This is a genomic window from Salipiger sp. ABF4_146 (assembly GCF_056161345.1).
The window spans coordinates 493468-517170 of record NZ_JBSWYX010000001.1 but is presented as its reverse complement, the minus strand read 5'-3'; the positions used below and the strand labels follow the sequence as shown (position 1 = coordinate 517170).

Annotated in this window: 22 protein-coding genes; 15 read left to right on the top strand and 7 right to left on the bottom strand. The window is 68.8% G+C overall.

The features are described from left to right. Positions 1-107 precede the first annotated feature (107 nt). Positions 108-983 carry a helix-turn-helix domain-containing protein gene (locus tag ACXAJT_RS02490; RefSeq protein WP_475232627.1) on the top strand — a complete coding sequence of 292 codons (876 nt, stop codon included), beginning with the start codon at positions 108-110 and terminating at the stop codon, positions 981-983. A gap of 43 nt (positions 984-1026) precedes the next feature. On the opposite strand, the gene ACXAJT_RS02485 is transcribed toward ACXAJT_RS02490, so the two are convergent. From ACXAJT_RS02485 to ACXAJT_RS02470, 4 genes are read right to left on the bottom strand one after another with little or no spacing between them, the layout of a single operon-like run. Then, positions 1027-2076, bottom strand: coding sequence for a dihydropteroate synthase (locus ACXAJT_RS02485; protein WP_475232776.1), 1050 nt, complete (start codon positions 2074-2076; stop codon positions 1027-1029). 37 nt (positions 2077-2113) lie between these two features. After that, positions 2114-2764: an HAD family hydrolase gene (locus ACXAJT_RS02480; protein WP_475232625.1), complete on the bottom strand. Its 651-nt coding sequence runs from the start codon at positions 2762-2764 to the stop codon at positions 2114-2116. A gap of 39 nt (positions 2765-2803) precedes the next feature. Next, a complete protein-coding gene (locus tag ACXAJT_RS02475; RefSeq protein WP_475232623.1) occupies positions 2804-3724 on the bottom strand; it encodes a methylenetetrahydrofolate reductase in 921 nt (306 codons plus the stop codon). Beyond that, a complete protein-coding gene (locus ACXAJT_RS02470) occupies positions 3724-4038 on the bottom strand; it encodes a virulence factor (RefSeq protein WP_475232621.1) in 315 nt (104 codons plus the stop codon). The genes ACXAJT_RS02475 and ACXAJT_RS02470 overlap by 1 nt, the downstream gene beginning before the upstream one ends. A 533-nt stretch (positions 4039-4571) precedes the next feature. On the opposite strand from ACXAJT_RS02470, the gene ACXAJT_RS02465 reads away from it, so the two are divergent. The 6 genes from ACXAJT_RS02465 to ACXAJT_RS02440 all read left to right on the top strand — a co-directional run bounded on the left by ACXAJT_RS02465 (position 4572) and on the right by ACXAJT_RS02440 (position 11503). Next, positions 4572-5684 (top strand): Ppx/GppA phosphatase family protein, encoded by a 1113-nt coding sequence (locus ACXAJT_RS02465; RefSeq protein ID WP_475232619.1) that lies wholly within the window; start codon positions 4572-4574, stop codon positions 5682-5684. A gap of 92 nt (positions 5685-5776) precedes the next feature. Continuing rightward, positions 5777-6493, top strand: a complete 717-nt coding sequence (locus tag ACXAJT_RS02460) for an RlmE family RNA methyltransferase (RefSeq protein ID WP_475232617.1) — start codon at positions 5777-5779, stop codon at positions 6491-6493. 57 nt (positions 6494-6550) lie between these two features. Beyond that, a complete protein-coding gene (locus ACXAJT_RS02455) occupies positions 6551-6988 on the top strand; it encodes a lipocalin/fatty acid-binding family protein (protein ID WP_475232774.1) in 438 nt (145 codons plus the stop codon). A gap of 139 nt (positions 6989-7127) precedes the next feature. Further along, a complete protein-coding gene (locus tag ACXAJT_RS02450) occupies positions 7128-8843 on the top strand; it encodes a hypothetical protein (protein ID WP_475232615.1) in 1716 nt (571 codons plus the stop codon). Then, positions 8840-10105, top strand: a complete 1266-nt coding sequence (locus ACXAJT_RS02445) for a glycerate kinase type-2 family protein (protein ID WP_475232613.1) — start codon at positions 8840-8842, stop codon at positions 10103-10105. The genes ACXAJT_RS02450 and ACXAJT_RS02445 overlap by 4 nt, the downstream gene beginning before the upstream one ends. A 417-nt stretch (positions 10106-10522) precedes the next feature. Next, the gene (locus tag ACXAJT_RS02440) at positions 10523-11503 is read left to right on the top strand and encodes an isopenicillin N synthase family dioxygenase (protein ID WP_475232611.1); all 981 of its coding nucleotides are present in this window, start codon (positions 10523-10525) and stop codon (positions 11501-11503) included. 19 nt (positions 11504-11522) lie between these two features. Here the strand turns inward: ACXAJT_RS02440 and ACXAJT_RS02435 are convergent, their stop codons facing one another. Beyond that, positions 11523-13049 carry an MDR family MFS transporter gene (locus ACXAJT_RS02435; protein WP_475232609.1) on the bottom strand — a complete coding sequence of 509 codons (1527 nt, stop codon included), beginning with the start codon at positions 13047-13049 and terminating at the stop codon, positions 11523-11525. 151 nt (positions 13050-13200) lie between these two features. On the opposite strand from ACXAJT_RS02435, the gene ACXAJT_RS02430 reads away from it, so the two are divergent. Both ACXAJT_RS02430 and ACXAJT_RS02425 read left to right on the top strand, forming a co-directional pair. Then, positions 13201-13863 carry a MarR family winged helix-turn-helix transcriptional regulator gene (locus ACXAJT_RS02430; RefSeq protein ID WP_475232607.1) on the top strand — a complete coding sequence of 221 codons (663 nt, stop codon included), beginning with the start codon at positions 13201-13203 and terminating at the stop codon, positions 13861-13863. 303 nt (positions 13864-14166) lie between these two features. After that, entirely contained in the window at positions 14167-14778 is a 612-nt protein-coding gene (locus ACXAJT_RS02425; protein WP_475232606.1) for a DsbA family protein, read from the top strand. Between the two features lie 48 nt (positions 14779-14826). On the opposite strand, the gene ACXAJT_RS02420 is transcribed toward ACXAJT_RS02425, so the two are convergent. Both ACXAJT_RS02420 and ACXAJT_RS02415 read right to left on the bottom strand, forming a co-directional pair. Beyond that, positions 14827-17439 (bottom strand): AAA family ATPase, encoded by a 2613-nt coding sequence (locus ACXAJT_RS02420; RefSeq protein WP_475232604.1) that lies wholly within the window; start codon positions 17437-17439, stop codon positions 14827-14829. Then, on the bottom strand, positions 17436-18572 hold the full coding sequence (locus ACXAJT_RS02415; protein WP_475232602.1) for a metallophosphoesterase family protein: 1137 nt from the start codon (positions 18570-18572) through the stop codon (positions 17436-17438). The genes ACXAJT_RS02420 and ACXAJT_RS02415 overlap by 4 nt, the downstream gene beginning before the upstream one ends. A gap of 391 nt (positions 18573-18963) precedes the next feature. On the opposite strand from ACXAJT_RS02415, the gene hemP reads away from it, so the two are divergent. The 6 genes from hemP to ACXAJT_RS02385 are packed head-to-tail and all read left to right on the top strand — an operon-like array spanning position 18964 to position 23700. Continuing rightward, positions 18964-19125 carry a hemin uptake protein HemP gene (hemP, locus tag ACXAJT_RS02410; RefSeq protein WP_475232600.1) on the top strand — a complete coding sequence of 54 codons (162 nt, stop codon included), beginning with the start codon at positions 18964-18966 and terminating at the stop codon, positions 19123-19125. A gap of 53 nt (positions 19126-19178) precedes the next feature. After that, on the top strand, positions 19179-20438 hold the full coding sequence (locus tag ACXAJT_RS02405; protein WP_475232598.1) for an imelysin family protein: 1260 nt from the start codon (positions 19179-19181) through the stop codon (positions 20436-20438). A 14-nt stretch (positions 20439-20452) separates the two neighbouring features. Next, positions 20453-20749 carry a (2Fe-2S)-binding protein gene (locus ACXAJT_RS02400; protein WP_475232596.1) on the top strand — a complete coding sequence of 99 codons (297 nt, stop codon included), beginning with the start codon at positions 20453-20455 and terminating at the stop codon, positions 20747-20749. Continuing rightward, positions 20697-21182, top strand: coding sequence for a bacterioferritin (bfr, locus tag ACXAJT_RS02395; protein WP_475232594.1), 486 nt, complete (start codon positions 20697-20699; stop codon positions 21180-21182). Before ACXAJT_RS02400 ends, bfr begins: the two co-directional genes overlap by 53 nt. After that, complete coding sequence (locus tag ACXAJT_RS02390) at positions 21169-22704, top strand: di-heme oxidoreductase family protein (protein WP_475232592.1); 1536 nt, start codon at positions 21169-21171, stop codon at positions 22702-22704. The genes bfr and ACXAJT_RS02390 overlap by 14 nt, the downstream gene beginning before the upstream one ends. Continuing rightward, positions 22705-23700: an imelysin family protein gene (locus ACXAJT_RS02385; protein ID WP_475232590.1), complete on the top strand. Its 996-nt coding sequence runs from the start codon at positions 22705-22707 to the stop codon at positions 23698-23700. Positions 23701-23703: the final 3 nt, after the last annotated feature.

Sequence of the window (23703 nt, the reverse complement as noted above, 5' to 3'; positions counted from 1 at the left end):
GAGACGCCATGTGGCGAGTGCCGAGCAGGGTACCCGAAATAAGGGTTGAAAAAATGCACTCATGCGGGGAAGAATTGCACGTGTACGGAGGAGTTCGCGCCCAAATCATGAGCATGCTGAAAACATTCCCGCCGCGGCAGGCCGCGCACCATGGCATCACCGCGCACGAAATCCGCAGCCCGCTGGCGGAAACCACCTATGGCCTGCGCGCCGAAACCGCCTGCTTGCTATTGCTCGAGGCCGGGCGGGCGCAGGTGCAGGGCGCGGGGCGTGACATGGCGGTGGAATCGCCGCGCTTTGTCTGGCTGGCGCCGGGGCAGGCGGGCGCGCTGCGGCTGTCGCCGGGCAGCCGGGGCGAGTTCCTGCAACTGTCGAAAGGCGCGCTGGCGCGGGTGCTGCCTGCCTCGGCCTTCGGCGACGAGTTGAGCCAAGTTCTGCGCGCCGACCTGTCGGTGCCGCTGGGCGAGGAGCGCGCGCAGGTGGTGCGCCGTCTGGCAGACCTGCGCGAGGAACTGACCGGCGGCGCGCCGGGGTTCGAAATGATGGCCGGGCACATCCTGTCGCAGCTGATGATCCAGCTTTGGCGCGGGGTGAAGGCGGGGCGGACGCGGCCCGATGTGGCCACGGGTGGCTTGGTGCAGGGGTTTGTGCAACTGGCGGGGCTGCACCTGCGCGAGCACTGGCAGGTGGGCGATTACGCCGCCGCGCTTGGGGTCTCGCGCGATCGGCTGTCGGATGCGGTGCGCCGGGCCACCGGGCGCGCACCGCAGGTCTGGCTGCACGAGGCGCTGCACCGAGAGGCGGCGGAATTGCTGACCAACTCAGGCCTTCAGGTGGCGCAGGTGGGGTTTCGGCTGGGGTTCTCCGACCCCGCATATTTCAACAGGTTTTTCAAACGGATGGAGGGTATTCCTCCAAGCCGGTTCCGGCGCCGCGCGGCGCGGCGCAGCGCGCCACCCACGTCTTATGCGGCGTGGCCGTGAGGGGCGGCATGGCCGTTCGATGTATCGCCCGGCGCGTGCTGCGCTAGGCCCGCCGCCGCCGTCCGCCGCGCCGCCCGCCTCGGGCCTCGGCACCGCTGTCTTCGCCCTTGTTCATCGCGATCCAAGCCGTGCCATGCGCATCGTGGTTCATCAGAAAGTTCGCCGCGCGGATCGCCATCATCTCGGCGCCCGGACCGGGGGCCATCGACCCCAGCCCGAACAGCCGCACGAACAGCGCGTCCTCCATCGGCGGCAGGATCACTCCGGCGGCCTCCAACTCGGCCTTCTTTGCCGCGATCTTGGTTTGCGTCACCGGCAGCGCCACCGGGTTCATGATGGCCGAGGTCATGCCCGCGCCGATCGCCATGGGCAGGAAGGCGGTGTTGATGCCGTGCCGGTTGGGCAGGCCGAACGAGATGTTCGACGCGCCGCAGGTGGTGTTCACCCCCAGTTCGTCGCGCAGTTGCCGCACCAAGGCGAACACCTGCCGCCCCGCCGTGGCCATGGCGCCCACGGGCATGACCAGCGGATCGACCACGATGTCATGCGCCGGAATTCCGTAGTCCGCCGCGCGTTCGACAATCTTCTTGGCCACCGCGAAACGCACCTCTGGGTCTTCGGAGATGCCGGTGTCGTCGTTGGAGATGGCGACCACCGGCACGTTGTATTTCTTGACCAAAGGCAGCACCCGTTCGAGCCGCTCTTCCTCGCCGGTCACCGAGTTCAGCAAGGGCCGGCCCTGCGCGGCGGCGAGCCCGGCTTCCAGCGCGCCGGGCACTGAGCTGTCGATGCACAGCGGCACGTCGACCAGATCCTGCACCAGTTCGATCAGGCTGCGCATTAGCGGCGGCTCGGTGACATTGGGATCGGGGTTGGAGTTGTAGACCACGCCCGCGTTCACATCGAGCACCATCGCCCCTGCTGCCACCTGCGCCAGTGCATCCGCCTCGACGGTGGAGAAGTCCCCGGCCTCCAGTTCCGCTGCCAGCTTCTTGCGGCCGGTGGGGTTGATCCTCTCGCCGATGACGCAGAACGGCTCGTCGAAACCGATGGTCACGGCGCGGGTCCGGGATTCCAGAACGGTGCGGGTCATCGTGCGGGTCATGGGGGGCCTCCTCCCTCTTAGAATGTTATTCCAGCCGTGCGAGCATCTCCTCGAGGGCCGGGTCGGTGTAGTCGCGGATGACGGTCTGCGCGCCGGCGGCGCGCAGCTGCTCGGCCCTCAGGCCAGACGACAGGATGCCCACCGTATGCGCGCCGGATGCGGCGGCGGCGCGCATGCCCGAGGGGCTGTCCTCGAAGGCGATGCACTCCTGCGGCGTCACGCCAAAGGCCCGCATGGCGGCGGCATAGGGTTCCGGATCGGGCTTGGCGCGGGCGCATTCATCGCCGATGATCAGCGTTTCGGCGAAGCTGCGCAGCCCGGTGGCACCGAGCATCGCCTCGGCATTGTCGCGCGGCGCGTTGGTCACCACGGCAATGCGCCAGCCGTTCGCGCGCGCCCGCTGCATCAGCGCCTCGGCCCCCGGCATCGCCGCATGCCCGGCGCCGAGCTTGTCGCGAAACCGCGCTTCCTTGTGGTCAGACAGCGCCTGCGCGTCTTCGCCGGGGAAAATCTCGGGGAAACTCTCGAGATTGTGCCGCCCATGGATGTCCGACAGGTAGCCATCCTCGGTCAGTTCGCGGCCGCGTTCGGCATAGAGATCGGCGAAGACCTCGAAATGCAGCGGATCGGAGTGCAGCAACGTGCCGTCGAGATCGAAGAGGAGTGCGCGGATCATACCTGTATGTGCCCTTTGCCAGCGGTGGGGGCCGCTGGCTCAGACTGCCCGCGCGGCCGGTTGCGCGGCGGCGCCCCCATGCCGGGCCGCCCAATCCGCAGCCGCAGGGATGCCCCCGAGCGGGAAGAGATGCAACTGCGCGATCGGCAGGTCGGGCTCGGCGCTGCGGGCGCGGGTGATCTCGGCGATCAACTCGCTGGGCTCGTAGGGCAGCATCAGCTTGCTGACGTCGCGGGCGCGCTTTTGCAGCACTTTGAGCGAGGGGCCGACGCCGCAGGTGACGGCAAAGCGTATCAGCGTCTGCAGCTTCGCAGGCCCGGCGATGCCCAGATGCACCGGCAGGCCGATGCCCTCGTCGCGCAGGCGGCGGGCCCACGACAGGATCGGCGCGGCGTCGAAGGCAAACTGCGTGACCAGCGCCATCTGCGCATCGCTGCGCTGCGCGAAGCCCTGCTTCCAGCGCAGCGCCTGCATCACCGCATGGTCCGAGCCGTCGGGATCGATATCGCGGTTGCCTTCGGGGTGGCCCGCGACGTGCAGCCGGGTGAACCCGGCGCGGTCGAAGACCCCGGTTTCGAGCAATTGCATCGAGCTGTCGAAGGGGCCGCGCGGCTCGGAAATGCCCCCGGCGAGGATCAGCCCTTCGGTCACCCCCGCCTCACCCTGATAGCGCGCGATCCAATCGCCAAGCGTGGCGGCATCGGGGATCGAGCGGGCGGGAAAATGCGGCATGACCGCGAACCCGTCCGCCGCAAGCCGCGCCGCGGTGGCCACCATGTCGTCGATCGGGGTGCCGTCGATATGGGCGATGTAGACGCGCGTGCCCTCGGGCAGCAGCGCGCGGAAATCGGGGATCGCGGCGGCGGTGCGCGGCATCACCTCGATCGAGTAGCCGGCAAGCGCCGACAGCGGCTGCACGGGGGCGGGGGCGCGGGATTTGCGGAAGCTCAGCAGGGTCATCAGGGTCCTTTCACATCAGCGGCCCAGCCGCCGCGCTCGACGAGCGCGCGTAGGCGCTCGGGGTCATAGTCATGGTCGAGCCGCGCGGCCAGCGCTGCGGCGCTCTGCGGGGTGGCCTCTTCGGGTGTCGGCGCGGCGCTGCGGCGCCACGCGGCAAGATAGGCGTCGGTGCCGCTGGCACCGCTCTTCATCGCGGCGCGGTCGATCGCCGCCTCGAAGCGCTGCGGCAGAAGCAGCTTCTCGGCCCGCCGGCCCTTGCCAGCGATGACCTGCGCGGGGATGTCGCGCCAGTAAAGGATGGTGAGGTCGGTCATGCGCGCTGCGTCCTGTCTGCCTGCCTCTGGTCCTGCCTTCAGTCTAGGCCGGGGCAGGCCGATGCCATGGTCGGTTTTCGACTGCGCAGCGCCATTGAGCGACGCCTTGCTGCGGGATCGCCCCGATGCCGCAGTGCCGCATTGGACGCGCGGCGCTTGGCTTGCCCGTGCTTGGCTTGCCCGTGCTTGGCTTGCCCGCGTTTGTTCGACCCGCGTTTGTTCGAAAGGTGAGGCGGCGTGCCATGGTCATCACGCTGGAGGCCAACAAGATCGCCTATCTGGCGCTGCCGACCTTGCGCCGCGCTGCGGGCAGCCGGTGCAGATGCCGCCGCGGAACCAGAGCCGCAGGTCGCGCGACCCCGAACGCCTGCAGCCCGTGACGCTGCAGGCTCTGGGCATTTTTCTTGAAGAGGAATACGAACTTTTGAACGCCTTCCATCCCAACCCGCTCAAACCCGGCGGAAGGTTCTCTTGCGCCTCCTGTTTGCGCCGCGTATCCTGAAGGCAACTACATATACGGAAAGGCGCAGAACATGGCGCCAAGGCGTCCCAGAGGTGCGGGCGCTTTCCCGAAACCGGTCGAGAGCCCCGCGCCGAACAAACCCGATCCGAATGCGCTCTATGCAGCGTTGGATCTGGGTACGAACAGTTGTCGCATGCTGATTGCCCAACCCAAGGGCAGCCAGTTTCATGTGGTCGACTCGTTTTCCAAATCCGTTCAGCTTGGGCATGGGCTCGAGCGGAGCGGGCGTTTGTCGCGCGCCTCGATGGGGCGCACGGTGGCGGCCCTTCGGGTCTGCCAGCAAAAGATTCGTCGGCACGAGGTGTCGCGCATGCGGCTGGTGGCCACAGAGGCCTGTCGACGGGCGAAGAACTCGCGCGAGTTCATCCGCCAGATCAAGCGCGAGACGGGCCTTGAGATGGAGATCATCCAGCCCGAGGAAGAAGCGCGTCTGGCGGTAATCTCCTGCGCGCCGCTGGTCTCCACGCGGACCGAGCAGCTTCTGGTGGTGGACATCGGGGGCGGCTCGACCGAACTGGTGTGGATCGATCTGTCGTCGGTGCCGCACCGCGACCGGCCGCGCGCGATCATGCGCCTGCACTCGGGGTTTCACCCGCCTGAAAGCCCGTTTCCGGCGGCCAAGGTGGTCGACTGGATCTCGGTGCCGCTGGGCGTCGCGACACTGCGTGACCAGTTCAACGACGTGCAGGACGACGCGGCGCGCTATGCGCTGATGAGCTGGTTCTTCGAGGAAAACCTTTCGGAATTCGCGCCCTACAAGGACGCGCAGAGCCGCGAGGGCTTTCAGATCATCGGCACCTCGGGCACGGTGACCACCGTGGCGGCCTCGCATCTCGGGCTGCGGCGCTACGACCGCACCAAGGTCGACGGGCTGCGCATGTCCTCGGACCAGATCGAGGCGGTGATCCGGCGCTATCTGGAGCTTGGCCCCGCAGGTCGGCGGCGCGATCCGCGCATCGGGCAGGACCGGCAGGCGCTGATCATGTCGGGCGCGGCGATCCTGCAGGCGCTGCTCCGGATCTGGCCGACCGACCGGCTTTCCGTGGCTGACCGCGGGCTGCGCGAGGGGCTGCTCTATGCGCAGATGTCGGTGGATGGCGTTCTCGAAGACGGGCCGTTATAGGGGCGGCTGAACCCGGAAAAGAGGGGGCGCTGCCCCCGTCCGCCAGAGGCGGACTCCCCCGGGATATTTGCATCTAGACGAAGAGCGGGACGATGGCGAAGAAACCTGACGGCAAGAACACTTCGGGACGCGGGCAGCGCGATCTGAAGGTCAAGGTGAAGTCGGCGCGCGGGCGCAAGCTCAGCTCGACCCGCTGGCTGCAGCGCCAGCTCAACGACCCATATGTGAAACGCGCGCAGGCCGAGGGGTACCGCGGGCGCGCGGCGTTCAAGATCCTCGAGCTCGATGAGAAGTACCGCTTCCTTGTGCCCGGTGCGCGGGTGGTCGATCTGGGCTGCGCGCCCGGTGGCTGGTGTCAGGTCGCGGTGCCGCGGGTCAATGCGCTTGGCGAGAAAAAGGGCAAGGCCATTGGCTCGGTGCTGGGCGTCGATCTGCAGGAGGTGACGCCGATCGCCGGCGCCGAGATCCATCAGCTGGATTTCATGGAGGATGGCGCCGACGACAAGGTCAAGGAATGGCTCGGCGGCAAGGCCGATGTGGTCATGTCCGACATGGCGGCGGCGTCTTCGGGGCACAAGCAGACCGACCACCTGCGGATCATCTCGCTGTGCGAAGCCGCGGCCTATCTGGCCTTTGATGTGCTCGACGAGGGCGGCACCTTCGTCGCCAAGGTTCTGGCCGGCGGGGCCGAGGGCTCGTTGCAGCAATTGCTCAAGCAGCGCTTCGACAAGGTGGCCAACGTGAAGCCGCCCGCAAGCCGGTCGGATTCGTCCGAGAAATTCGTCGTCGCGACCGGCTTTCGGGGCTGAGTGGCGCGGCGGATGACCTTGGGGCGCACCGCGGGGGGTCGCCGGGCCTTGCCAGCCGTGCTGCTGGGGGCCTTTCTGGCCGGCTGTGCCGCTGAAACGCCGCTCACTTCGGTCGATATTCCGCTGCGCAACCCCACCGCGCCTGTGGGGTCGCAGGCGGATGCGGGCCTGTCCCGGTTGCAGGGCAGTTGGCAGGTGATCGAGGGGGCCGGCATCGCGCCGGGCGCGCGTATCGAGATCGGTGCAGGGCAGATGCGGATCGACGGTGTGACGCTGCCGCTCAGCGAAGAGGCGGCGGGTCGGCTGCAGATCGGCTCCGAAACCATCTGGGTGCATTGGCTCGACGCCGACAACCGGACCGCCGCGCTTGGCGAGCCGGGCGGCGCGCGGGTGTGGATCATGGATCGCAGCGGGGCGCCGGGCGAGCGCCGCGCGGCGGCGCGCCACATCCTACAGTGGTATGGCTACGACCTTTCGCGCATGGCGGGGCGCTGAGCCGCGCGCCGCGGTTGTCGCGAATGTGACCGAAACACCCTGCCGCGATGACCAAGGCGTTACCTTACGTCGTTTTCCGCTCGCAACCCGCTGCGTTTTCATATGAAATTGGGGGCGAATAAAGACCGGTAAGGGCCGTATGACCGACACTGACAGCCGTATAGTTGATCCGCGCTCGATCGCGGTGATCGGACCCGCCGCAGAGATCGCTCCGGTGGTCGAGGCGCTGCGGGCGCAGGGCTACCCGTGGCAGATCTGGCCGGTTGCCGCCGACTCTCAAGACGTCCCGCAGCCGGTGGCCGGTGTGAAAGGCTTTTCCGGTGTGGGCGCGCTGCCGCAGCCGCCGGATCTTGCCTTTGTCGCGCTGCGCGGCGAGGCCTTGGAGGCGTCTTTGCGGGAGCTTGCGGAACGTGGCGCGGGCGCGGCGGTCTGCCCGCATCTTGCGGCCGTGCCGGACTGGGCGCCGGAGCGCCTGCCAATTTTTCCCGGCGGGCTGCTGTCGCCGGCGCAGCGTTTGCCGCTCTGGCCCGGCGCCGGGCCGCTGGCGCCGGCGCGCCGTGGCGTGGCCCTGCTGTGCGAAGCGCCCGAGCAGGCGCTGCGGGTGCTTTCGCACGCGCGTGGCCTGCCGATGTGCTATGTGCTGCCGTTTTCGGGACGGGGAGCGGCGGGCGTGCACGCTCTGGGCGCGCAGCTCTTGGCGGACGAGCGGGTGACCGCGCTGGCGGTGCAGGCCGATACGCTGGGCGAGCCGCGCGCGCTGATAGAGCTTGGCCGGATCGCGCAACAGCACGGCAAGGCGTTGATCTTTCTCAGCACCGGCCTTGGGCCGGGCCGCGCGGCGTTGCTGCGCCGCGCCGGAGCGGCGCATGTGGGGCGGCCCAAGGCTTTGGTCGAGGCGCTGTGGATCCTTCATATGGTCGGGCCGCTGCCGGCCAACGCGCTGTCGGCAATGGCCTGCGGGCCGGGGCTTGCGGGGCAGATCGCGACCGTGGCAGAGCGCCGCGGGCTGCGGTTTGCGGCGCTGAGCCCGCTGCAGCGCGAGGCATTGGCGGCCGATCTGCAGGCCGATGTCGCGCCGTCGAACCCGCTCGATTGCGCCGGGCTGCTGAACAGCGAAGATGGCCGGCTGGCCCGGGTCTTCACCGAGATGATGGCCGGGGAGGCGGTGCTGTCGCTGGCGGTGATCCGCCACGGCGCCGGTGGCGCCTGGGGGCGCGCGGGCCTTGCGGCGGCGCAGGCGCGCCAGCGCATCGGCATGCCGCTGGCGCTGGTGGCGCTGAACCGCGCCGAGATGACCCGCGAGCGGGCGGTGGCCTTGATGGAAGACGGGGTGATCCCGCTGGCCGGGCTGAAACCGGCGCTGGAGGCGCTGCACGCGGTGATCGAGATCGGCACCCAGCGGCCCGGCGGTGATCCGCTGCTGCTGCCGGTGCCGGGGCCGGGGGCGCCGGTGACCGCTGAAGGCCCATCGGCGCGCGCCGTTCTGGGCGTCGCGGCAGCCGGTGAGGGCGACAGCGCGGGCCCGGCGCTGCGCTTTGAGCTGCGCGCGCATCCGTCCTTTGGCTATCTGGCGCTGCTCACCGTTGCCGAGGGGCCGCGCGTCAGCGCGCTGCTGCCGCTGTCGCCGCGCGCCCGTGGCGATCTTGGCGCGCGGCTGGGGCTGGACGCGGCGGCACAGGCGGCGCTGGTCAGCGCGCTTGGCGCGGTGCAGGATCACGTGGCCGCCGCGCGCGGCGCCGTGGCCGGCATGGAGGCGGAGTTCATGCTGGGCGGCAGCGACGCACCGCAGGCGCGGACGGTGAAGATCAGCGCTTGGCCGACGCGTGACGAGACACGGAGGAGGAGCCCGGAATGACTGAAGAGACGCGCTTTCTAAGCAGCCTGTTCGACGCCGCCGTTGCAGCGGCGGATCCCGAGCAGGCGCTGCGCACCGCATTGCCTGCCAAACCCGAGGGCCGCACGGTGGTGATCGGCCTTGGCAAAGGCGCGGCGCAGCTGGCTCAGGCGTTCGAAGCGCTCTGGGATGGCCCGCTCGAAGGCGTTGTCGTCACCCGCTACGGCTATGCCGCGCCCTGTGCGCAGATCAAGGTGATGGAGGCCGCGCATCCGGTGCCGGACGCGGCGGGGCTCGAGGCCAGCGCGGCGCTCTTCGCGGCGGTCGAAGGGCTGACCGAGAAGGATCTCGTGGTGGCCTTGGTCTGCGGCGGCGGATCGGCGCTGCTGCCGTCTCCGCCCGAGGGGCTGACGTTGGAGGATGAACAGGCTCTGAACCGGGCGCTGCTGGCCTCCGGGGCGCCGATCGGGGTGATGAACGCCATCCGCAAGCACGCCAGCGGGATCAAGGGCGGGCGGCTGGCGGCGGCCTGCGCCCCGGCGAAGGTGGTCAGCCTGATCGTGTCTGACGTGCCGGGCGACGATCCGGCGCAGGTGGCCTCGGGGCCGACGGTGCCCGACGCGGTGGATGCGGCGGCGGCGCTGTCGATGATCGAGGCATGGAGCATCGCGCTGCCGCAGAACATCCTCGCGCATATCCGCAGCGCGGCCTCTGCGGCGCCACATCCCGGCGACGCCTGCTTTGAGCGCAACGAGGTGCATGTGGTCGCCTCGGCGCGGCTGTCGCTGGAAGCGGCAGCGGCGCGGGCGGGTGCCGAGGGCGTACCGGCGGTGATCCTGTCGGACGCCATGGAAGGCGAGGCGCGCGACGTCGGCAGGGTGCATGCGGCCATTGCCCGCGAGGTGGCGCTGCAGGGGCGGCCCTTTGCCGCGCCGGTGGTCATGTTGTCGGGCGGCGAGACCACGGTGACGCTGCGCAACGGCGGCGGGCGCGGCGGGCGCAATACCGAGTTTCTGCTGGCGTTCGCGCATGCGATCGACGGCCTGCCGGGGGTGCATGCGCTGGCCGCCGACACCGACGGCATAGACGGCAGCGAAGACAACGCCGGGGCCTTTGCCGATGGCGGCAGCGCGGCGCGGCTGCGCGCTGCGGGGGGCGATGCGATGGCCTCACTGTCGCGCAACGACGCATGGGGGGCTTTCGACCTGCTGAGCGATCTTTTTGTGCCGGGCCCGACGGGAACCAATGTGAATGACTTCCGCGCGGTGCTGGTGAAAGGCTGAGCGGGCGCGCGCCAAGGCGCGGACGGCTCTGGGCCGGTGCCGCGCCCGTCATGGCATTGTCACGGCGGCGTCACGCGGCCGTGATGGGGGTGCGGCAGGGTTGCGGCAACCGGTTCGAGGGACGGGCCGGTGCTGCTGCAAACCGGGGAAGTCACCTCATGATGGTTATAGATCCTCTGCGCTTCGTGCTGTCCTGTTTCTTTCTGCCCGCGCCGAATGGCGCTCTGGCACAGTTGGCGCGCCGCCTGCGCCCCTGAAGCGGCTCTGGGGCCGCCGCATGCGCGGTTCCGTGCCATTGGCGGCCGGCAGGGCGGTCAAACCGCTTGCGTACCCTCGAAGATGGTGGAGAATTGCCTGAACCGTGCAGGTTTGCGACCTGCACTGTCTGGTGAGCCGATCCACGGAGGGAATGCAGCGATGATCCCCGTGCTTGATTTCGACGATCTGGAAGACGACCCCGAGGGCTTTGCCTTTGCGCTCGGGCAGGCCTGCCGCGAGGACGGGTTCTTTTTGCTGGCCAATCCGCCACTGCCGCCGGAACTGCTGCCTGCGGTCTTTGACCGGGCGGGCACATTCTTCGAATGGCCCGAGGCGAGGAAGGCACCGCTGTCGATCACCGGCAATCCGCACAACCGGGGCTGGGCGCGGCTCGGCTCCGAGCAGGCCGGAGGCGCTGGCCAGCCCGACCGCAAGGAGGCGTTCAACGTCGGGCTCGATCTGCCGGAGGATGACCCGCGGGTACGCGCCGGCGAGCCGTTCCGCGGTGCCAACGTCTGGCCCGATCTGCCGGGCTTTCGCGAGGCGATGCTGGCCTGCTACGGGCATATGCTGTCGCTGGGCGTAAAGCTGCACGAGGCGATCGCCATGGACCTCGGGCAGCCGCCGGATTTCTTTGCACCGCATTTCACCCAGCCGATGGCGACGCTGCGGTTGCTGAGCTATCCGCCGGGCACCGGCGCCGCCGACGAGCATGGCGCGGCGGCGCATACCGATTACGGGGCGCTGACACTGCTGGCGACGGATGGCGAGCCGGGGCTGCAGGTGCTGCCGCGCGGCGGGCATTGGACCGATGTGCCGCAATTGCCGGGCGCGCTGATCGTCAATATCGGCGATTGCCTGATGCGCTGGACCAACGACATTTACGTGTCGACCACGCACCGGGTTCTGCCGCCGGCGCGGCGGCGGCAATCGGTGGCGTTTTTTCTCGATCCCAACCCCGACAGCCTGATTGCGGCGCTGCCCGGCACCGGCACGCCGGTCTATCCGCCGGTGCAGGCCTCGGAGTATCTGCGCTCGCGGCTCGACAGCACCGGAAGTACTGGCAGCCATAGCGGCGAGGGCCCTGCGCCGCGACCCGACGCGGCCGAGGTGCCGCAGACGCGCGATATCGCCTCCTGAGTGTCGCCGGTCTCGGGCCTCAGTCGTCGAGCGGGCGCTCGTGCAGCTTCAAGCCGATGACGCAGGCCAGTACGCCGCCGCAGGCGGCAATCCAGAACACCGGATGCAGCGCGGCGCTGAAGCCGTCGATGATCTGCGCTTGCTGCGCCGCGGGCAGCCCCGCGATCATCTCGGCGCTCATGCTGCGGATGCCGCCCGCGGCACCGTCGGGCAGGGCGCCTTCGAGGTTGCGCGACAGGCCAAGGCCGAAGATCGCGCCAAAGGCGGCAGTGCCGATCGAGCCGCCGATCAGCCGGAACATGTTGGCGCTTGCGGTGCCGATGCCGATCATGCTGCGCGGGATCGAGTTCTGGATCGCCGCGACACCGACGCTGAACACCGGCCCCAGACCCAGCCCGACGCCGACCATGCTCAGCGCGATGCGCCACAGCGGTGTCTCGCCCGAAACCTGCGTCATGGTCAGCATGGACAGCGCCAGAAGCGCGGTAGAGGCGACCGGCAGCGCCTTGTAGCGCCCGGTCTTCGACATCACCCGCCCGGAGCCGATCGAGGCGGCCAGCAGCCCGCCCATCATCGGCACCAGAAACAGCCCCGACTCCGTAGGAGAGATGCCCTTGGCCACCTGCAGGAAGAGCGGCAGAAAGGTGATCGTGCCGAACATCGCCATGCCGACCAGAAAGCCCATGGCGTTGACCACCAGAAAGGCGTTGTTGCGAAACAGCGAGAGCGGCAGGATCGGCTCGCGCGCCCGCCGCTCGACCGTCACGAAGCCGGCCAGCGCGGCAAGGCAGAGCGCCGCCAGTGTCAGCACGCCCGGATGGCTCCAGGCCAGCACGCTGCCGCCCACGTTGGAGATCAGCACGGCGCTGGCCAGCAGCGTGGTCAGCAGCAGCGCGCCAATGTAGTCGATGGGCTTATGGCCGCTGTCGGTGCGGCTTGGCAGCGCGATGCCCAGCACTACAAAGGCCAGCGCGCCGACGGGGAAGTTGACGAAGAAAATCCAGTGCCACGACCAGTGCTGCACGAGGAACCCGCCGAGCAGCGGGCCAACCACCGTCGAGATGCCGAAAGCCGCGCCCATCATCCCCTGCGCCTGTCCGCGCTGCCGCGCCGGCACCAGATCGCCGACAACCGCCATCGAGGTCACAATCAGCGTACCCGCGCCGAACCCCTGCACCAGCCGCCCGGCGATCACCATGCCCATGCTGGTGGCAAAGCCGCAGAGCACCGCGCCGACAAGAAACACGCCGATCCCCGCCTGCAGCACCGCCTTGCGCCCGAACAGATCCGACAGCTTGCCAGCAATAGGTGCGCCAATGGTCGAGGCCATAAGATACGCGGTGATGACCCAGGTGATATGCTCCATGCCGCCCAGATCGGCCACCATCGTGGGCATCGCCGTCGACACGATGGTCTGCCCCAGCGAGGCGAAGAGCAGCGTCGCCGCCACCGCGATCAGCGCCAGCCGGATCACCGCCGGATCGGTCTCGGAGCGGGCCGGGGCCACGGGCTCTGGGCTGTCCAGCGGATCGGCGCGATGGGTCATGCAAAGGCTCCTTCTCGGGCAGCGGGTAGTGGCGCGGGCGAGGTGCGAGCAAACGGAAGGCGCCGCGCGCCGATCCGGCCGAGGGCCGAGCCCGACGGGGCACCTTGCGATTGAAAGCTGATAGGGGCATATATGTGCCAAGAGCAAATACATGTCAACAGCACGTAATTCGGAGGGCCGGACTTTGCCCGACAAGGACGCCCGCATCAGGGACCATCTTCGCCGCGCCGGCATCGACGACGCCTCGGCGCAGGCGGCGATCGACATCGACGTGGCGCTGCAGAAATGGCGGCGGCGTGTGATGAAGCGCGAACTGGGCGAACGGGCGTTGGCCGATCTTGGCCTGTCCATCGATCTGCCGCAGCTGGACGTGCTGCTGGCGGTGCGCGCCCCCGAGGGCGAGTTCGAGGACAGGCAGGGCGCGGAGATCATGGTCTCGACCGTCGCGGCGCGGCTGCGCATCGATCCCTCGCGCGCCAGCCGCATCGCCTCGGACCTGATCCGCATGGGGCTTGTGCGCCGGGCGGTCAGCCAGAAGGATGCGCGCCGCACTGTGCTGGAACTCACCGGCGCGGGGAGCGAGATTGTCTCGGCGGTGCGCAGCTACAAGTTTCTGGTTCTCGGCAGTTTCCTCAAGGATTGGGACGCCGAGGAGATCGCGCTGTTCCTGCCGCTTCTCGACCGGTTCAGCGCATGGTCGGATCGTGCCGGTCAGCACAGCGACGCGGTGGCCGAACGGATCGCCGAATTGCGCGGGGCGCTGGCGGATATTCAGGCCGATACTGCCGATACTCCGGGCGGCAGCACGGAGTAAACTGGCAGCGACTGGCAGGTCGGGCCAGAGGCGGCGCGCGCGGGCCCTGCGCGCGTTGTTTCGAAATTGCGGATAATCCGGGCGATTGGCGGCGCGGGATGGCGGGAATTTGCCGGTCGCGCAGGATCGACGAGGCGCTAACACTTTCGTCGCGTTGACCGAGGTGCCGGGATTTGCGCTCATTCGTATACAATTTTTGCCATAGCCGCGCCCGGCCCGGCGCCTCCCCGTGCAAGTTCCCTGCATCCGCCGTGGCCCTTGGTCTGCCTGACCGCCGCCGCGGTGCCGCCCGGAGAGTCCCGAATGAGTGCTGAGCCCGTCATCGACTATTACTTCGCGCCCATGTCGGGATATGCCTATCTTGGGCACCGGGCGCTGATCACGCTGGCCCGGCAGAGCGGCGCGCGGGTGCGCTATCATCCGCTCGATATCGCGCGGGTCTATGCCGCCGCCGGGGTGACGCCGCCCTATGAGCACGGCGAGGCGCGGCGCAGCTATCGTATCGAGAACCAAGCCCGCTGGGCGCGGCTGCGCGGTCTGCGGATGGCGCCGACGCCGCCGAGCTGGCCCACCGATCCGCGGCTTGCTTGCCGCTGCATTCTTGCTGCCGATGCTTTGGGGCTCGATCAGGACGCGGTGAGTTTCGCCTGCCTGCGCGGGGTCTGGGCCGAACATCGCAACATCGCTGATCCGGGCGATCTGCAGGAAGCCTTCGAAAGCGCCGATCTGCCCGGCGGTCGCCTTCTTGCGCGGGCGCACAGCGAGGACATGCGCGACGCGGTGGCGGCGGTGACCGACGCGGCGATCGAGATCGGCATCTTCGGCTCTCCCACCTACACGCTGCAGGGCGTGCGCTATTACGGGCAGGACCAGATCGAGTTCATGCGCGAGGCGCTGCGCCGAGAGGCGGCCTGACACCGACCCTGAAATGGGCCCCGAAATGGGCCCCGGCATAGGCCGTGCCTAGCGCGCTTCTTCCGGCAACTCGCCGGGCGCATAGCGCAGCATCTGCCCGCCCAGATCGCGGAATGCCCGCTGGCGGCAGGTGAGCACGAGGATCTGCAGATCGCCCGCCTGCCGGTGCAGCGCGTCGAACATCCGCTCGATCCGCGCATCGTCGGTATAGACCAGCGCATCATCGAGGATCACCGGCGCGTGCCGCCCGCTGCGCGCCAGCAACCGCGCAAAGGCCAGCCGGACCAGCAGCGCGATCTGTTCACGGGTGCCGCCCGACAGCACGTCCATCGGCTCTTCCATGCCGTCGCGGGCAAGGCCGCGGGGCAGGGCGCTGTCCTCGTCGAACACCAGTTCCGCTTCGGGCCAGAGCAGCCGCAGCAGCGGCGCCAATTCGCGGGTGACCGGCTCGAAGTAATGCTCGCGGGCCTCGGAACGCGCGGTCTCCAGCGTCTCTTTCAGCAGTTGCAGCGTGTCGCGTTCAAAGGCGTAGCGCGCGACCCGCTCCTGTGCGCGGGCCAGTTCTTCTTCGGTGGCAGCCAGTTCCTCTTCGACACCTTCGCCGGCGCGCAGGCTGATCTCGGTGTCCAGCGCGGCCTTGCGCTCGGCCAGTTCGCGCTGCCGCATGGCCGCTTGCTCGAGCACGGTTTGCGCGCGGGCGAGCGCCGCCTCTGCGGTTTCCAAATCGGGCGCCTCGCCCTGCAGCGCCTCGGCAGTGGCACGGGCCTGCGCCAGCGCGGTTTCGGCCTCTGACTGCGCCTCGGCCAGTGCCTGCGCGGCGGCCTCCGGGTCCTCGGGCAGCGCGTCGCGCGCCTCGGTCAGCCGGGTTTCGGCGCCTTCGCGGGCGGTGAGGGCGCGGACCTCGGCCAAACGCGCCTGCTCGTCGGCGCTGCGCGCGGTTTCCAGCGCGCTCTCCGCCGCGGTCAGCGCCGCTTCGGCCTTGCGCAGCGCGTCGGCGGCGACCTCGGGGTCGGGCGCTTTGGTGATCTCGCGCGGGGCGGGCAGGGCGGCGAGGGCGTTTTCCAGCGCGCGCAGCCCGTCCGGCGCGACCCCGCGCAGCTGGGCGCGGGTTTCCTGCAACGTCGCCTCGGCCTTGCGGCGGGCGCGGGCGCCGGCGCGGGCGGCCTCGGCGGTGTCGCAGCCCGTGGCGCTTAGCGCCGCCGCGTAGGCGTCCTGCGCCTGCGCCAGCGCGTCATCCTGCTGCGCCGCGCCCGGAGACAGATGCAGCGTGCCGATGCCCGGAAGATCGAGCGTTGCCGGGCCGTGCAGCGGGCGCTCTTCGCCATCCACGAGCGGTGTGCCGCCCATTTTGAGTGCGGCCGCGCCGGGCGCGTAGTCGAGCCGCAGATGCGGCGCGCTGCGGGCGTGCAGTTCCTGCTGCACGCGCAGTTCCGAGGCGGCGTGATCCAGCGCTTCGATCTGCCGCTCGTCCGGCCCCTTGCGCGCGGCGGCGAGTGCCTCGGTCTCGACCTTGGCCAGCGCCCGCGCTTCGGTGAGGCGCTTTTCGAGCGCGGCGCGGTCGGCCTTGGCCTTGGCCTGCTGCGTGGCCTCCTGTGCGGCGGCCTGATCCTTTTGCGCGGTTTGCAACGCGGTTCGGGCGGCCTCGCGGGCGGCGCGGGCGCTGTCGAGCTTCTGCTTGGCCTGCTGCGCGGCGCCGGTGCAGGTGGTCTCTTCATCCCGGCGTTCGGCGAGGCGGCGCTCGGCCTGCTGCGCGGCGGTGCGGCTGCGGATGAGGGCGGCGGCCTTTTCCACGGCGCCATCTCGCCGGGCCTGCTGCGCGGCCACCTGCTCGGCGGCACGGCGTTGGCGCTCGGCGAAGGCGCGGGCGGCTTCGGCGGCCTCGCGGGTTTCGGCCAGCCGGGCTTCGCGCGCGGTCTGCGCCTCGGGGTCCTGCAGATCGGCCAGTTCGGCGCGGACGCGGCGGCGGTCTTCGATGGCCCGTTCCAGAGCCTGCGCGGTGCCCGCGAGGTCGTCGCGCCGGGCGCTCAGTTCGGTGAGTTCGTCCTCTGCCGCCTTCAGCGGCCCGCCAGCCTTGGACTTGCCCGAGGCGGTGACCAGTTCGGCCAGTGCGGTCTCGGCGGCGGCAAGTGCGCGATCCATCCGGCGCCCGCCGGTCAGCGCCTCGACCTCGCCGGCGACCGAGGCCAGAAGGTCGCGCCGGGCCTTGTGGGCATGATCTTGTTCGCGCTTCTCGCCCTGATCGAGCGCCACCAGCCCCTGTCGCACCCAGAGCAGGCCCGCCGGGCCGCCTTGTTCGGGCGCTGCGGTGAGCGCGGCAATCCACTCTTCGGCGGCCTCGCCCTTGGCGATCAGCCGGGTGCCGTCGTGCACCTCGGCCATGGGGCGCGACATCCAGCGTTTGGTCAGCCGGTAGAGCTTGCCGTCATCCTCGATCTCGGCCGAGACCACCGGCGCGCCGCCAGCATGCGGGCGCAGGGCGGTGATCTCTTTGGCGCGGCTGCGGTGTGGGGTGAAGAACAGCGCCTGCAGCGCGTCGAAGAGCGTTGACTTGCCTTCCTCGTTGGGCGCGGCCAGCACGTTGAGGCCGGGGCCAAAGCCGTCGAGGATGACCGGACGTGAGAACCGGCGGATGTCCGAGAGGGTGACCGAGCGCAGCCTCATGCCTCGCCCTCCTGCAGCAGCCCGTATAGGCGGTTGAGCGCGGCGCTGGCGACGTCGCGGTCGCGGGCTGCAGCGTCGCCGTCCTGCGCCGCCTCGGCCAGTCTTTCGGCGGCGAGGCGCAGCGCCCCGGCGCGGTCGATGGCATCGAGGTCCGACAGTTGGTGCTCGGTGCCGAGCGCCGAGGTGTCGAGTTCAAAATAGCCAAAATCCGGTGCCGCCTGCGCCGCCGCAGCCTCGAGCGCGGCGCGACCGGCCAGCGTCACGCGGCCCTCGGCCCGCAGGCGCAGCAGGTGATCGCGGCGTGCGGCGCGGTCTTCGGGCATGGCTTCGGCAAGCGCCTGCGCGGTGTCCTGCCCGGGCAGCAGCGACAGCGCGCGTTCGGCCCAGTGGTAGCTGCCGGTCTCGACCGGCGCGACCTGCGGCGCGGCGCCGGGGCCGGGCAGGGTGACCGCAAGACAGGCGCCGCGGCCCGCGTGGCGGAAGCCGTCGCGCTCCGGCGTGCCCGAGTACCACGTGCGCGCGCCCAGAGACATCTGCCCGTGCCAGTCGCCAAGCGCGAGATAGTCGAGCCGCGCGGTTTCGGCGCGGTCGGGCGGGATCACCTCGTCGACACGTGCGTCTTCCGCGTCAAAGCTGCGCACCGCGCCGTGCGCAAGACCGATGCGCAGCGCGCCGTCGGGCGTGGCGGCGTCGCTCATCCAGGCGGTCAGATCATAGCCGGGGAACTTGCGCGGCAGCGGCGCGGGCAGCAGCCAGACGTCCTCGGCCATCTGCACCGGCTCGGCGCTGGCCAGAAGGCGCAGATTCGCCGGGGCGCGCGCCGCCACTTCGGCCCAGAGCGCCTCGGCGCCGAGGCTGTCGTGGTTGCCGGGCAGCACCCACCATGTCAGCGCGTCTTCGGCGCCGATGGCGTTCAGCGCCTGCACCAGAACGCGTGGGCTGGGGGTGGGGGTGTCGAAGACATCGCCGGCCAGCAACACATGCGCCGCGCCATGGGTGCGCGCAGCCTCGGCGAGCCGGGCGATGGCACCGTGCCGCGCCTCGGCGAGATGCGGGCGGATCTCTTCGGGCATGGCGGCGAAGCGCCGGCCCAAGTGAAGGTCCGAGCTGTGAATGAAGCGGAATTCGGCCATTGTCTCCCCTTTGCGCAAATGATCGCGCATCTGCCGGGCGAACGCAACGCGAACAGGGCGGGAATCCGCACGGTGTTGCGCGGGTTTGTGAATTCTGACGGAATTTGTCGGATTGACAAATCCGATTCATTTGCTCAGTTTTAACCCCAAGCCAGCCACCCCGACGCAACGTTTGGGGGAGCCGACACCCGGAACGCAGGGACGAGAACGTCGAAATGAACAGCGACATGCGACATGCCACTCCGGCATCGGCACGCGGCATGCGGGCAGAGCTTCTGGACATGGTTTTTTGCGGTCTCTGGCCGATCGACTCGGCCTTCGAGGCGCTCATGGACCGGGTTGAGACACCCCACGACGGGGACAGCGCACGCACCGCACGAGGAGTGAGATAATGATGATCGACAGGTTCAAAGCCGACGCCGCGCAACCGGCCATCCCGCGTCACGACGCACGTCAACTGACCGACACCGGCAATCTGGCAGAGATCGAGTTGGATGGGCAGGTTTACACGCTGCGCATCACCAAGGCCGGCAAGCTGATCCTCACCAAGTGATCTACCCCCGCCAGCCGTCTCAACGATAACAAGCCACGAGGGAAGAGACCAAGATGAAGTTCCTGACCACATCCGTATTGGCCCTGACCATTGCCGCACCGGCGCTGGCCGCCACCGACAAGGCCGAAGTGATCGATACCTACGCCGACATCGCTCAGGCGGGATATGAGGACAGTCTGACCACCGCCAAGGCGCTGCAGGAGGCTGTCGAGGCGCTCGTGGCGGACCCGTCGGCAGAGACGCTTGCCGCTGCCCGCACGGCATGGCTTGCCGCCCGCGACCCGTACCAGCAGACCGAGGTGTTCCGCTTCGGCAACCCGATCGTCGACGATTGGGAAGGCAAGGTGAACGCATGGCCGCTTGATGAGGGTCTCATCGACTACGTCGACGAAACCTACGGCGGGGCCACCGACGAAAACCCCTTTGCCGCCTCCAACGTGATCGCCAACCCCACTCTGGAACTGGCTGGCACCGAGGTGGACGCGTCCGACATCACGCCCGAGCTGATCGCCGACACGCTGAACGAGGCCGACGGCATCGAGACCAACGTGGCGCGCGGCTATCACGCCATCGAGTTTCTGCTCTGGGGACAGGACCTCAACGGCACCGATCATGGTGCGGGCGAGCGCCCCTATACCGACTACGTCACCGGCGAGGCCTGCACCGGCGGCAACTGCGACCGCCGCGCGGACTACCTGACAGCGGCGACCGATCTGCTGGTCTCGGACCTTGAGGAAATGGCCGCGAACTGGGCCGAGGGCGGCGCCGCGCGCGAGGCGGTTTCCGAAAACGCCGATCAGGGCATCGTGATGATGCTGACCGGCATGGGCTCGCTGTCCTATGGCGAGCAGGCGGGCGAGCGGATGCGTCTGGGCCTGATGCTCAACGATCCCGAGGAAGAGCACGACTGCTTCTCGGACAACACCCACAACTCGCATTTCTACGACGGCAAGGGCATCCAGAACGTCTATCTCGGCGAATACACACGGGTTGACGGCTCCACCGTTTCCGGCCCGTCGCTGAGCGATCTGGTGGCCGAAACCTCGGCCGATCTCGACACCGAGATGAAGAGCAAGCTTGACGCCACGATGGCGGCGCTTGGCGAGATCAAATCCGCTGCCGAGGGTGGGTTCAGCTACGACCAGATGCTCGAAGCCGGCAACGAGAAGGGCGAGGCGCTGATCATGGGCGGCGTCGACGGTCTCATCGACCAGACCCGCACCATCGAGCGTATCGTCACCGCGCTCGAGCTTGAGGACATGGAGTTCGAAGGCTCCGACAGCCTCGACAACCCCAACGCCGTCTTCCAGTAAGAAGGACCGAACCGATGATCGTCTGCCAGTGCATGGGTATCTCCGACCGCGACATTCACGCTGCGATCGACTGGATGCGGCAAGCCGACCCGCAGACGATCATCACCCCCGGCAAAATCTATCATGCCTTGGGAAAAGCAGCCGATTGCGGGGGTTGCATGCCGCTCTTCTTGCAAACCATGCGCGGGAACGACAATCTGGAGGTCCCCACGCACCTGCGCGGCCTCCGGCGCCGCGCGCAACCACAGGAAGAGGCACATGAAGGGCGACGAGAAGGTCATCGAGTATCTCAACAAGGCACTCAGGTCTGAACTGACGGCGGTCAGCCAGTACTGGCTGCATTACCGGCTGCAAGAAGACTGGGGCCTTGGCCACATGGCCAAGAAGAGCCGTGAGGAAAGCATCGAAGAGATGCACCACGCCGACAAGCTGATCACCCGGATCATTTTCCTTGGCGGTCACCCGAACCTGCAAAAGCTCGATCCGCTGCGCATTGGTCAGGACCCCAAAGAAACGCTTGAATGCGATCTTGCAGCCGAGCATGAGGCACGGGCGCTCTACAAAGAAGCCCGCGAGCATTGCGAATCCGTGGGCGACTACGTCAGCAAGAACCTGTTTGAGGAACTGATGACCGACGAAGAAGGTCATATCGACTTCCTCGAGACGCAACTGGAACTCTACGACCGGGTCGGTGCCGAACGCTATGCGGTCATCAACGCCATGCCGATGGATGAAGCCGAGTGATCTCGTGCTCTGCGTCGCCCTCTGGGGCGGCGCATCCTCTGCCGTCGGTGCCGCCTCCGGGCCAGATCTGCGCGATCTGCATCTGAACATCATTCCCCGCACCGAGGCTGAAACGGCGCGCATCGCCGCCGTCACGGCACCGCCGCGGGAGTTCACCGCGCCCGAGCAGTTCGAGGATCTGCCCGGCGGCGCCGCCACCGTGCGGTCGCGCCGCAATGCCGATGCCTTTTCGCAGCCCTCGGGGAACATGGAGTTCGACCGCGAGCTCGACTTCAAGGTCGGCAACGGCCTTTTCCGCAAGCTCTGGGTGTCCTCGCCTTCGTCGACGCTGGCCTCGGACGGGCTTGGCCCGCTTTACAATGCGCGCGGCTGCCAGAACTGCCACCTGAAGGACGGCCGGGGCCACGCGCCAGAGGGCCCGAATGATGGCGCTGTCTCGATCTTCCTGCGGGTGTCGGTGCCAGCCTCGCCCGAAGCGGAGATGCCGCAGATCGAGGAGTGGATCGCCACCGAGCCGGACCCGGTCTATGGCGGTCAGCTGCAGGATTTCGGCACCGTCGGGCAGGGCGCCGAGGCGCGGTTCTCGGTCAGCTACGACGAGATCGAGGTGCCGCTGTCGGGCGGCGAAACCGCATCGCTGCGCGCGCCCAGCTACGCTGCCGAAGACCTTGCCTATGGCCCCTTGGCCGATGGCGCGATGCTCAGCCCGCGCGTTGCGCCGCAGATGATCGGCCTTGGTCTGCTTGAGGCGATCCCGGCGGAGGACATCCTTGCGCTGGCCGATCCCGAGGACGCCGATGGCGACGGTATCTCCGGCCGCCCGGCCATCGTCTGGTCGCGCGAATACGATGCGCCGATGCTGGGCCGCTTCGGCCACAAGGCGGGCATGGCGACGCTGCGCGAGCAATCCGCCTCGGCCTTTGCGCATGATATCGGCATCTCGACCCCGCTGTTTCCCGATGTCTGGGGCGATTGCACCGAAGCGCAAACCGACTGCCGCGCCGCCCCCGGTGGCGACAGCGCGGCGCACGACGGCTTTGAGGCCGACGCGCAGGCGCTTGATCTGGTCACCTTCTACAGCCGCAACCTTGCCGTGCCTGCGCGGCGCGATACCGACGACCCACAGGTGCTGCGCGGCAAGCAGGTGTTTTACGAGACCGGCTGCCCGGCCTGCCACACGCCGAAATTCGTCACCCACCGGCTCGATGCCCAGCCCGAGCAGAGTTTTCAGCTGATCTGGCCCTATTCGGACATGTTGCTGCACGACATGGGCGAGGGGCTGGCCGACCACCGTCCCGAAGGCCGCGCTACGGGGCGCGAGTGGCGCACCGCGCCGCTTTGGGGCATTGGCCTGACCGAACGGGTGAGCGGTCACACCACCTTTTTGCACGACGGACGGGCGCGCAGTCTGCTGGAGGCGATCCTCTGGCATGGCGGCGAGGCCGATACGCAGCGCGCGCGGGTGGTCTCGATGGCGCCGCCGGACCGCGCGGCGCTGATCCGATATCTGGAGAGTTTGTGAATGAAACACCGCCTGACCTTCTGCGCTGCGCTGGCCGCACTCGCGCTGCACGGGCCGCTCCACGCCGGGGTGCCCGGGGCGCTTTCCGAGCATGTTCTGCCGAGCTACGCTGACTTTACCGTGGCCACCGCCACGCTGGCCGAGGCCGCAGAGCGTGATTGCACCGCCGACGCGCTGCGCGATCCGTGGAACCATGCCTTCGATCAATGGAACGCGGTGGCTGACATACGCATCGGCCCGTCGGAAACCGGGGCGCTGCCGGTGGCCTTCTGGCCCGACAGCCGCGGCTTTACCCCCAAGACACTGTCGCGCTTCATCTCGTCCGAAGACCCGATGGGCACCGATCCGACGGCCTTTGCCGAGGCCTCGATCGCGGTGCGGGGGCTCTACGCGCTGGAGTTCATGTTCTACGACGACGACTTCTCCGGCTATGCGCAGGACAGCTACGCCTGCACGCTGGTGCAGACCATCACCCGCGATCTGGCGCGGCAGGCGGCGGCGCTGGAAACCGGCTGGAGCGAGAGCTTCGCGGATGTGCTGCTGACCGCCGGCGAAGAGGGCAACGCCACGTATCTTGCCGACGACGAGGCGATGCGCGCGCTGTTCACGCAGGTGGTCTCCGGGCTCGAGTTCACCGCCGACACCCGCCTTGGCCGCCCGCTTGGAACGTTTGAGCGTCCGCGCCCGACCCGCGCCGAGGCATGGCGCTCGGGGCGCAGCCTGCGCAACGTGCTGCGCGACGCCGAAGGCGCCTATGATCTGGCCAAGGCGCTCGCCGATTGGGAGATGCCGGTGACCGACGCCGCCATGGCGCAATTGCGCGAGGTCGCGGGCAGGGTCGAGGACCCGTCTTTCCAGCAGGTGGATGATCCGTCGGAGCGGCTGCGCGTCGAGATCGTGCAGCAGCAGGTGCGGACGCTGTCGGATGCCATCGAGGCCGAGCTTGGTGCGCCGCTGGGCATCGCCGCGGGCTTCAATTCCGCAGACGGAGACTGAGGC

What these genes read in the sequence shown, in the direction of transcription:
- ACXAJT_RS02490 (WP_475232627.1), top strand. Translation starts at nt 108, where the DNA reads ATGAGCATGCTGAAAACATTCCCGCCGCGGCAGGCCGCGCACCATGGC.
- ACXAJT_RS02485 (WP_475232776.1), bottom strand. Translation starts at nt 2,076, where the DNA reads ATGACCCGCACCGTTCTGGAATCCCGGACCCGCGCCGTGACCATCGGT.
- ACXAJT_RS02480 (WP_475232625.1), bottom strand. Translation starts at nt 2,764, where the DNA reads ATGATCCGCGCACTCCTCTTCGATCTCGACGGCACGTTGCTGCACTCC.
- ACXAJT_RS02475 (WP_475232623.1), bottom strand. Translation starts at nt 3,724, where the DNA reads ATGACCCTGCTGAGCTTCCGCAAATCCCGCGCCCCCGCCCCCGTGCAG.
- ACXAJT_RS02470 (WP_475232621.1), bottom strand. Translation starts at nt 4,038, where the DNA reads ATGACCGACCTCACCATCCTTTACTGGCGCGACATCCCCGCGCAGGTC.
- ACXAJT_RS02465 (WP_475232619.1), top strand. Translation starts at nt 4,572, where the DNA reads ATGGCGCCAAGGCGTCCCAGAGGTGCGGGCGCTTTCCCGAAACCGGTC.
- ACXAJT_RS02460 (WP_475232617.1), top strand. Translation starts at nt 5,777, where the DNA reads ATGGCGAAGAAACCTGACGGCAAGAACACTTCGGGACGCGGGCAGCGC.
- ACXAJT_RS02450 (WP_475232615.1), top strand. Translation starts at nt 7,128, where the DNA reads ATGACCGACACTGACAGCCGTATAGTTGATCCGCGCTCGATCGCGGTG.
- ACXAJT_RS02445 (WP_475232613.1), top strand. Translation starts at nt 8,840, where the DNA reads ATGACTGAAGAGACGCGCTTTCTAAGCAGCCTGTTCGACGCCGCCGTT.
- ACXAJT_RS02440 (WP_475232611.1), top strand. Translation starts at nt 10,523, where the DNA reads ATGATCCCCGTGCTTGATTTCGACGATCTGGAAGACGACCCCGAGGGC.
- ACXAJT_RS02435 (WP_475232609.1), bottom strand. Translation starts at nt 13,049, where the DNA reads ATGACCCATCGCGCCGATCCGCTGGACAGCCCAGAGCCCGTGGCCCCG.
- ACXAJT_RS02430 (WP_475232607.1), top strand. Translation starts at nt 13,201, where the DNA reads ATGTCAACAGCACGTAATTCGGAGGGCCGGACTTTGCCCGACAAGGAC.
- ACXAJT_RS02425 (WP_475232606.1), top strand. Translation starts at nt 14,167, where the DNA reads ATGAGTGCTGAGCCCGTCATCGACTATTACTTCGCGCCCATGTCGGGA.
- ACXAJT_RS02420 (WP_475232604.1), bottom strand. Translation starts at nt 17,439, where the DNA reads ATGAGGCTGCGCTCGGTCACCCTCTCGGACATCCGCCGGTTCTCACGT.
- ACXAJT_RS02415 (WP_475232602.1), bottom strand. Translation starts at nt 18,572, where the DNA reads ATGGCCGAATTCCGCTTCATTCACAGCTCGGACCTTCACTTGGGCCGG.
- hemP (WP_475232600.1), top strand. Translation starts at nt 18,964, where the DNA reads ATGATGATCGACAGGTTCAAAGCCGACGCCGCGCAACCGGCCATCCCG.
- ACXAJT_RS02405 (WP_475232598.1), top strand. Translation starts at nt 19,179, where the DNA reads ATGAAGTTCCTGACCACATCCGTATTGGCCCTGACCATTGCCGCACCG.
- ACXAJT_RS02400 (WP_475232596.1), top strand. Translation starts at nt 20,453, where the DNA reads ATGATCGTCTGCCAGTGCATGGGTATCTCCGACCGCGACATTCACGCT.
- bfr (WP_475232594.1), top strand. Translation starts at nt 20,697, where the DNA reads ATGAAGGGCGACGAGAAGGTCATCGAGTATCTCAACAAGGCACTCAGG.
- ACXAJT_RS02390 (WP_475232592.1), top strand. Translation starts at nt 21,169, where the DNA reads ATGAAGCCGAGTGATCTCGTGCTCTGCGTCGCCCTCTGGGGCGGCGCA.
- ACXAJT_RS02385 (WP_475232590.1), top strand. Translation starts at nt 22,705, where the DNA reads ATGAAACACCGCCTGACCTTCTGCGCTGCGCTGGCCGCACTCGCGCTG.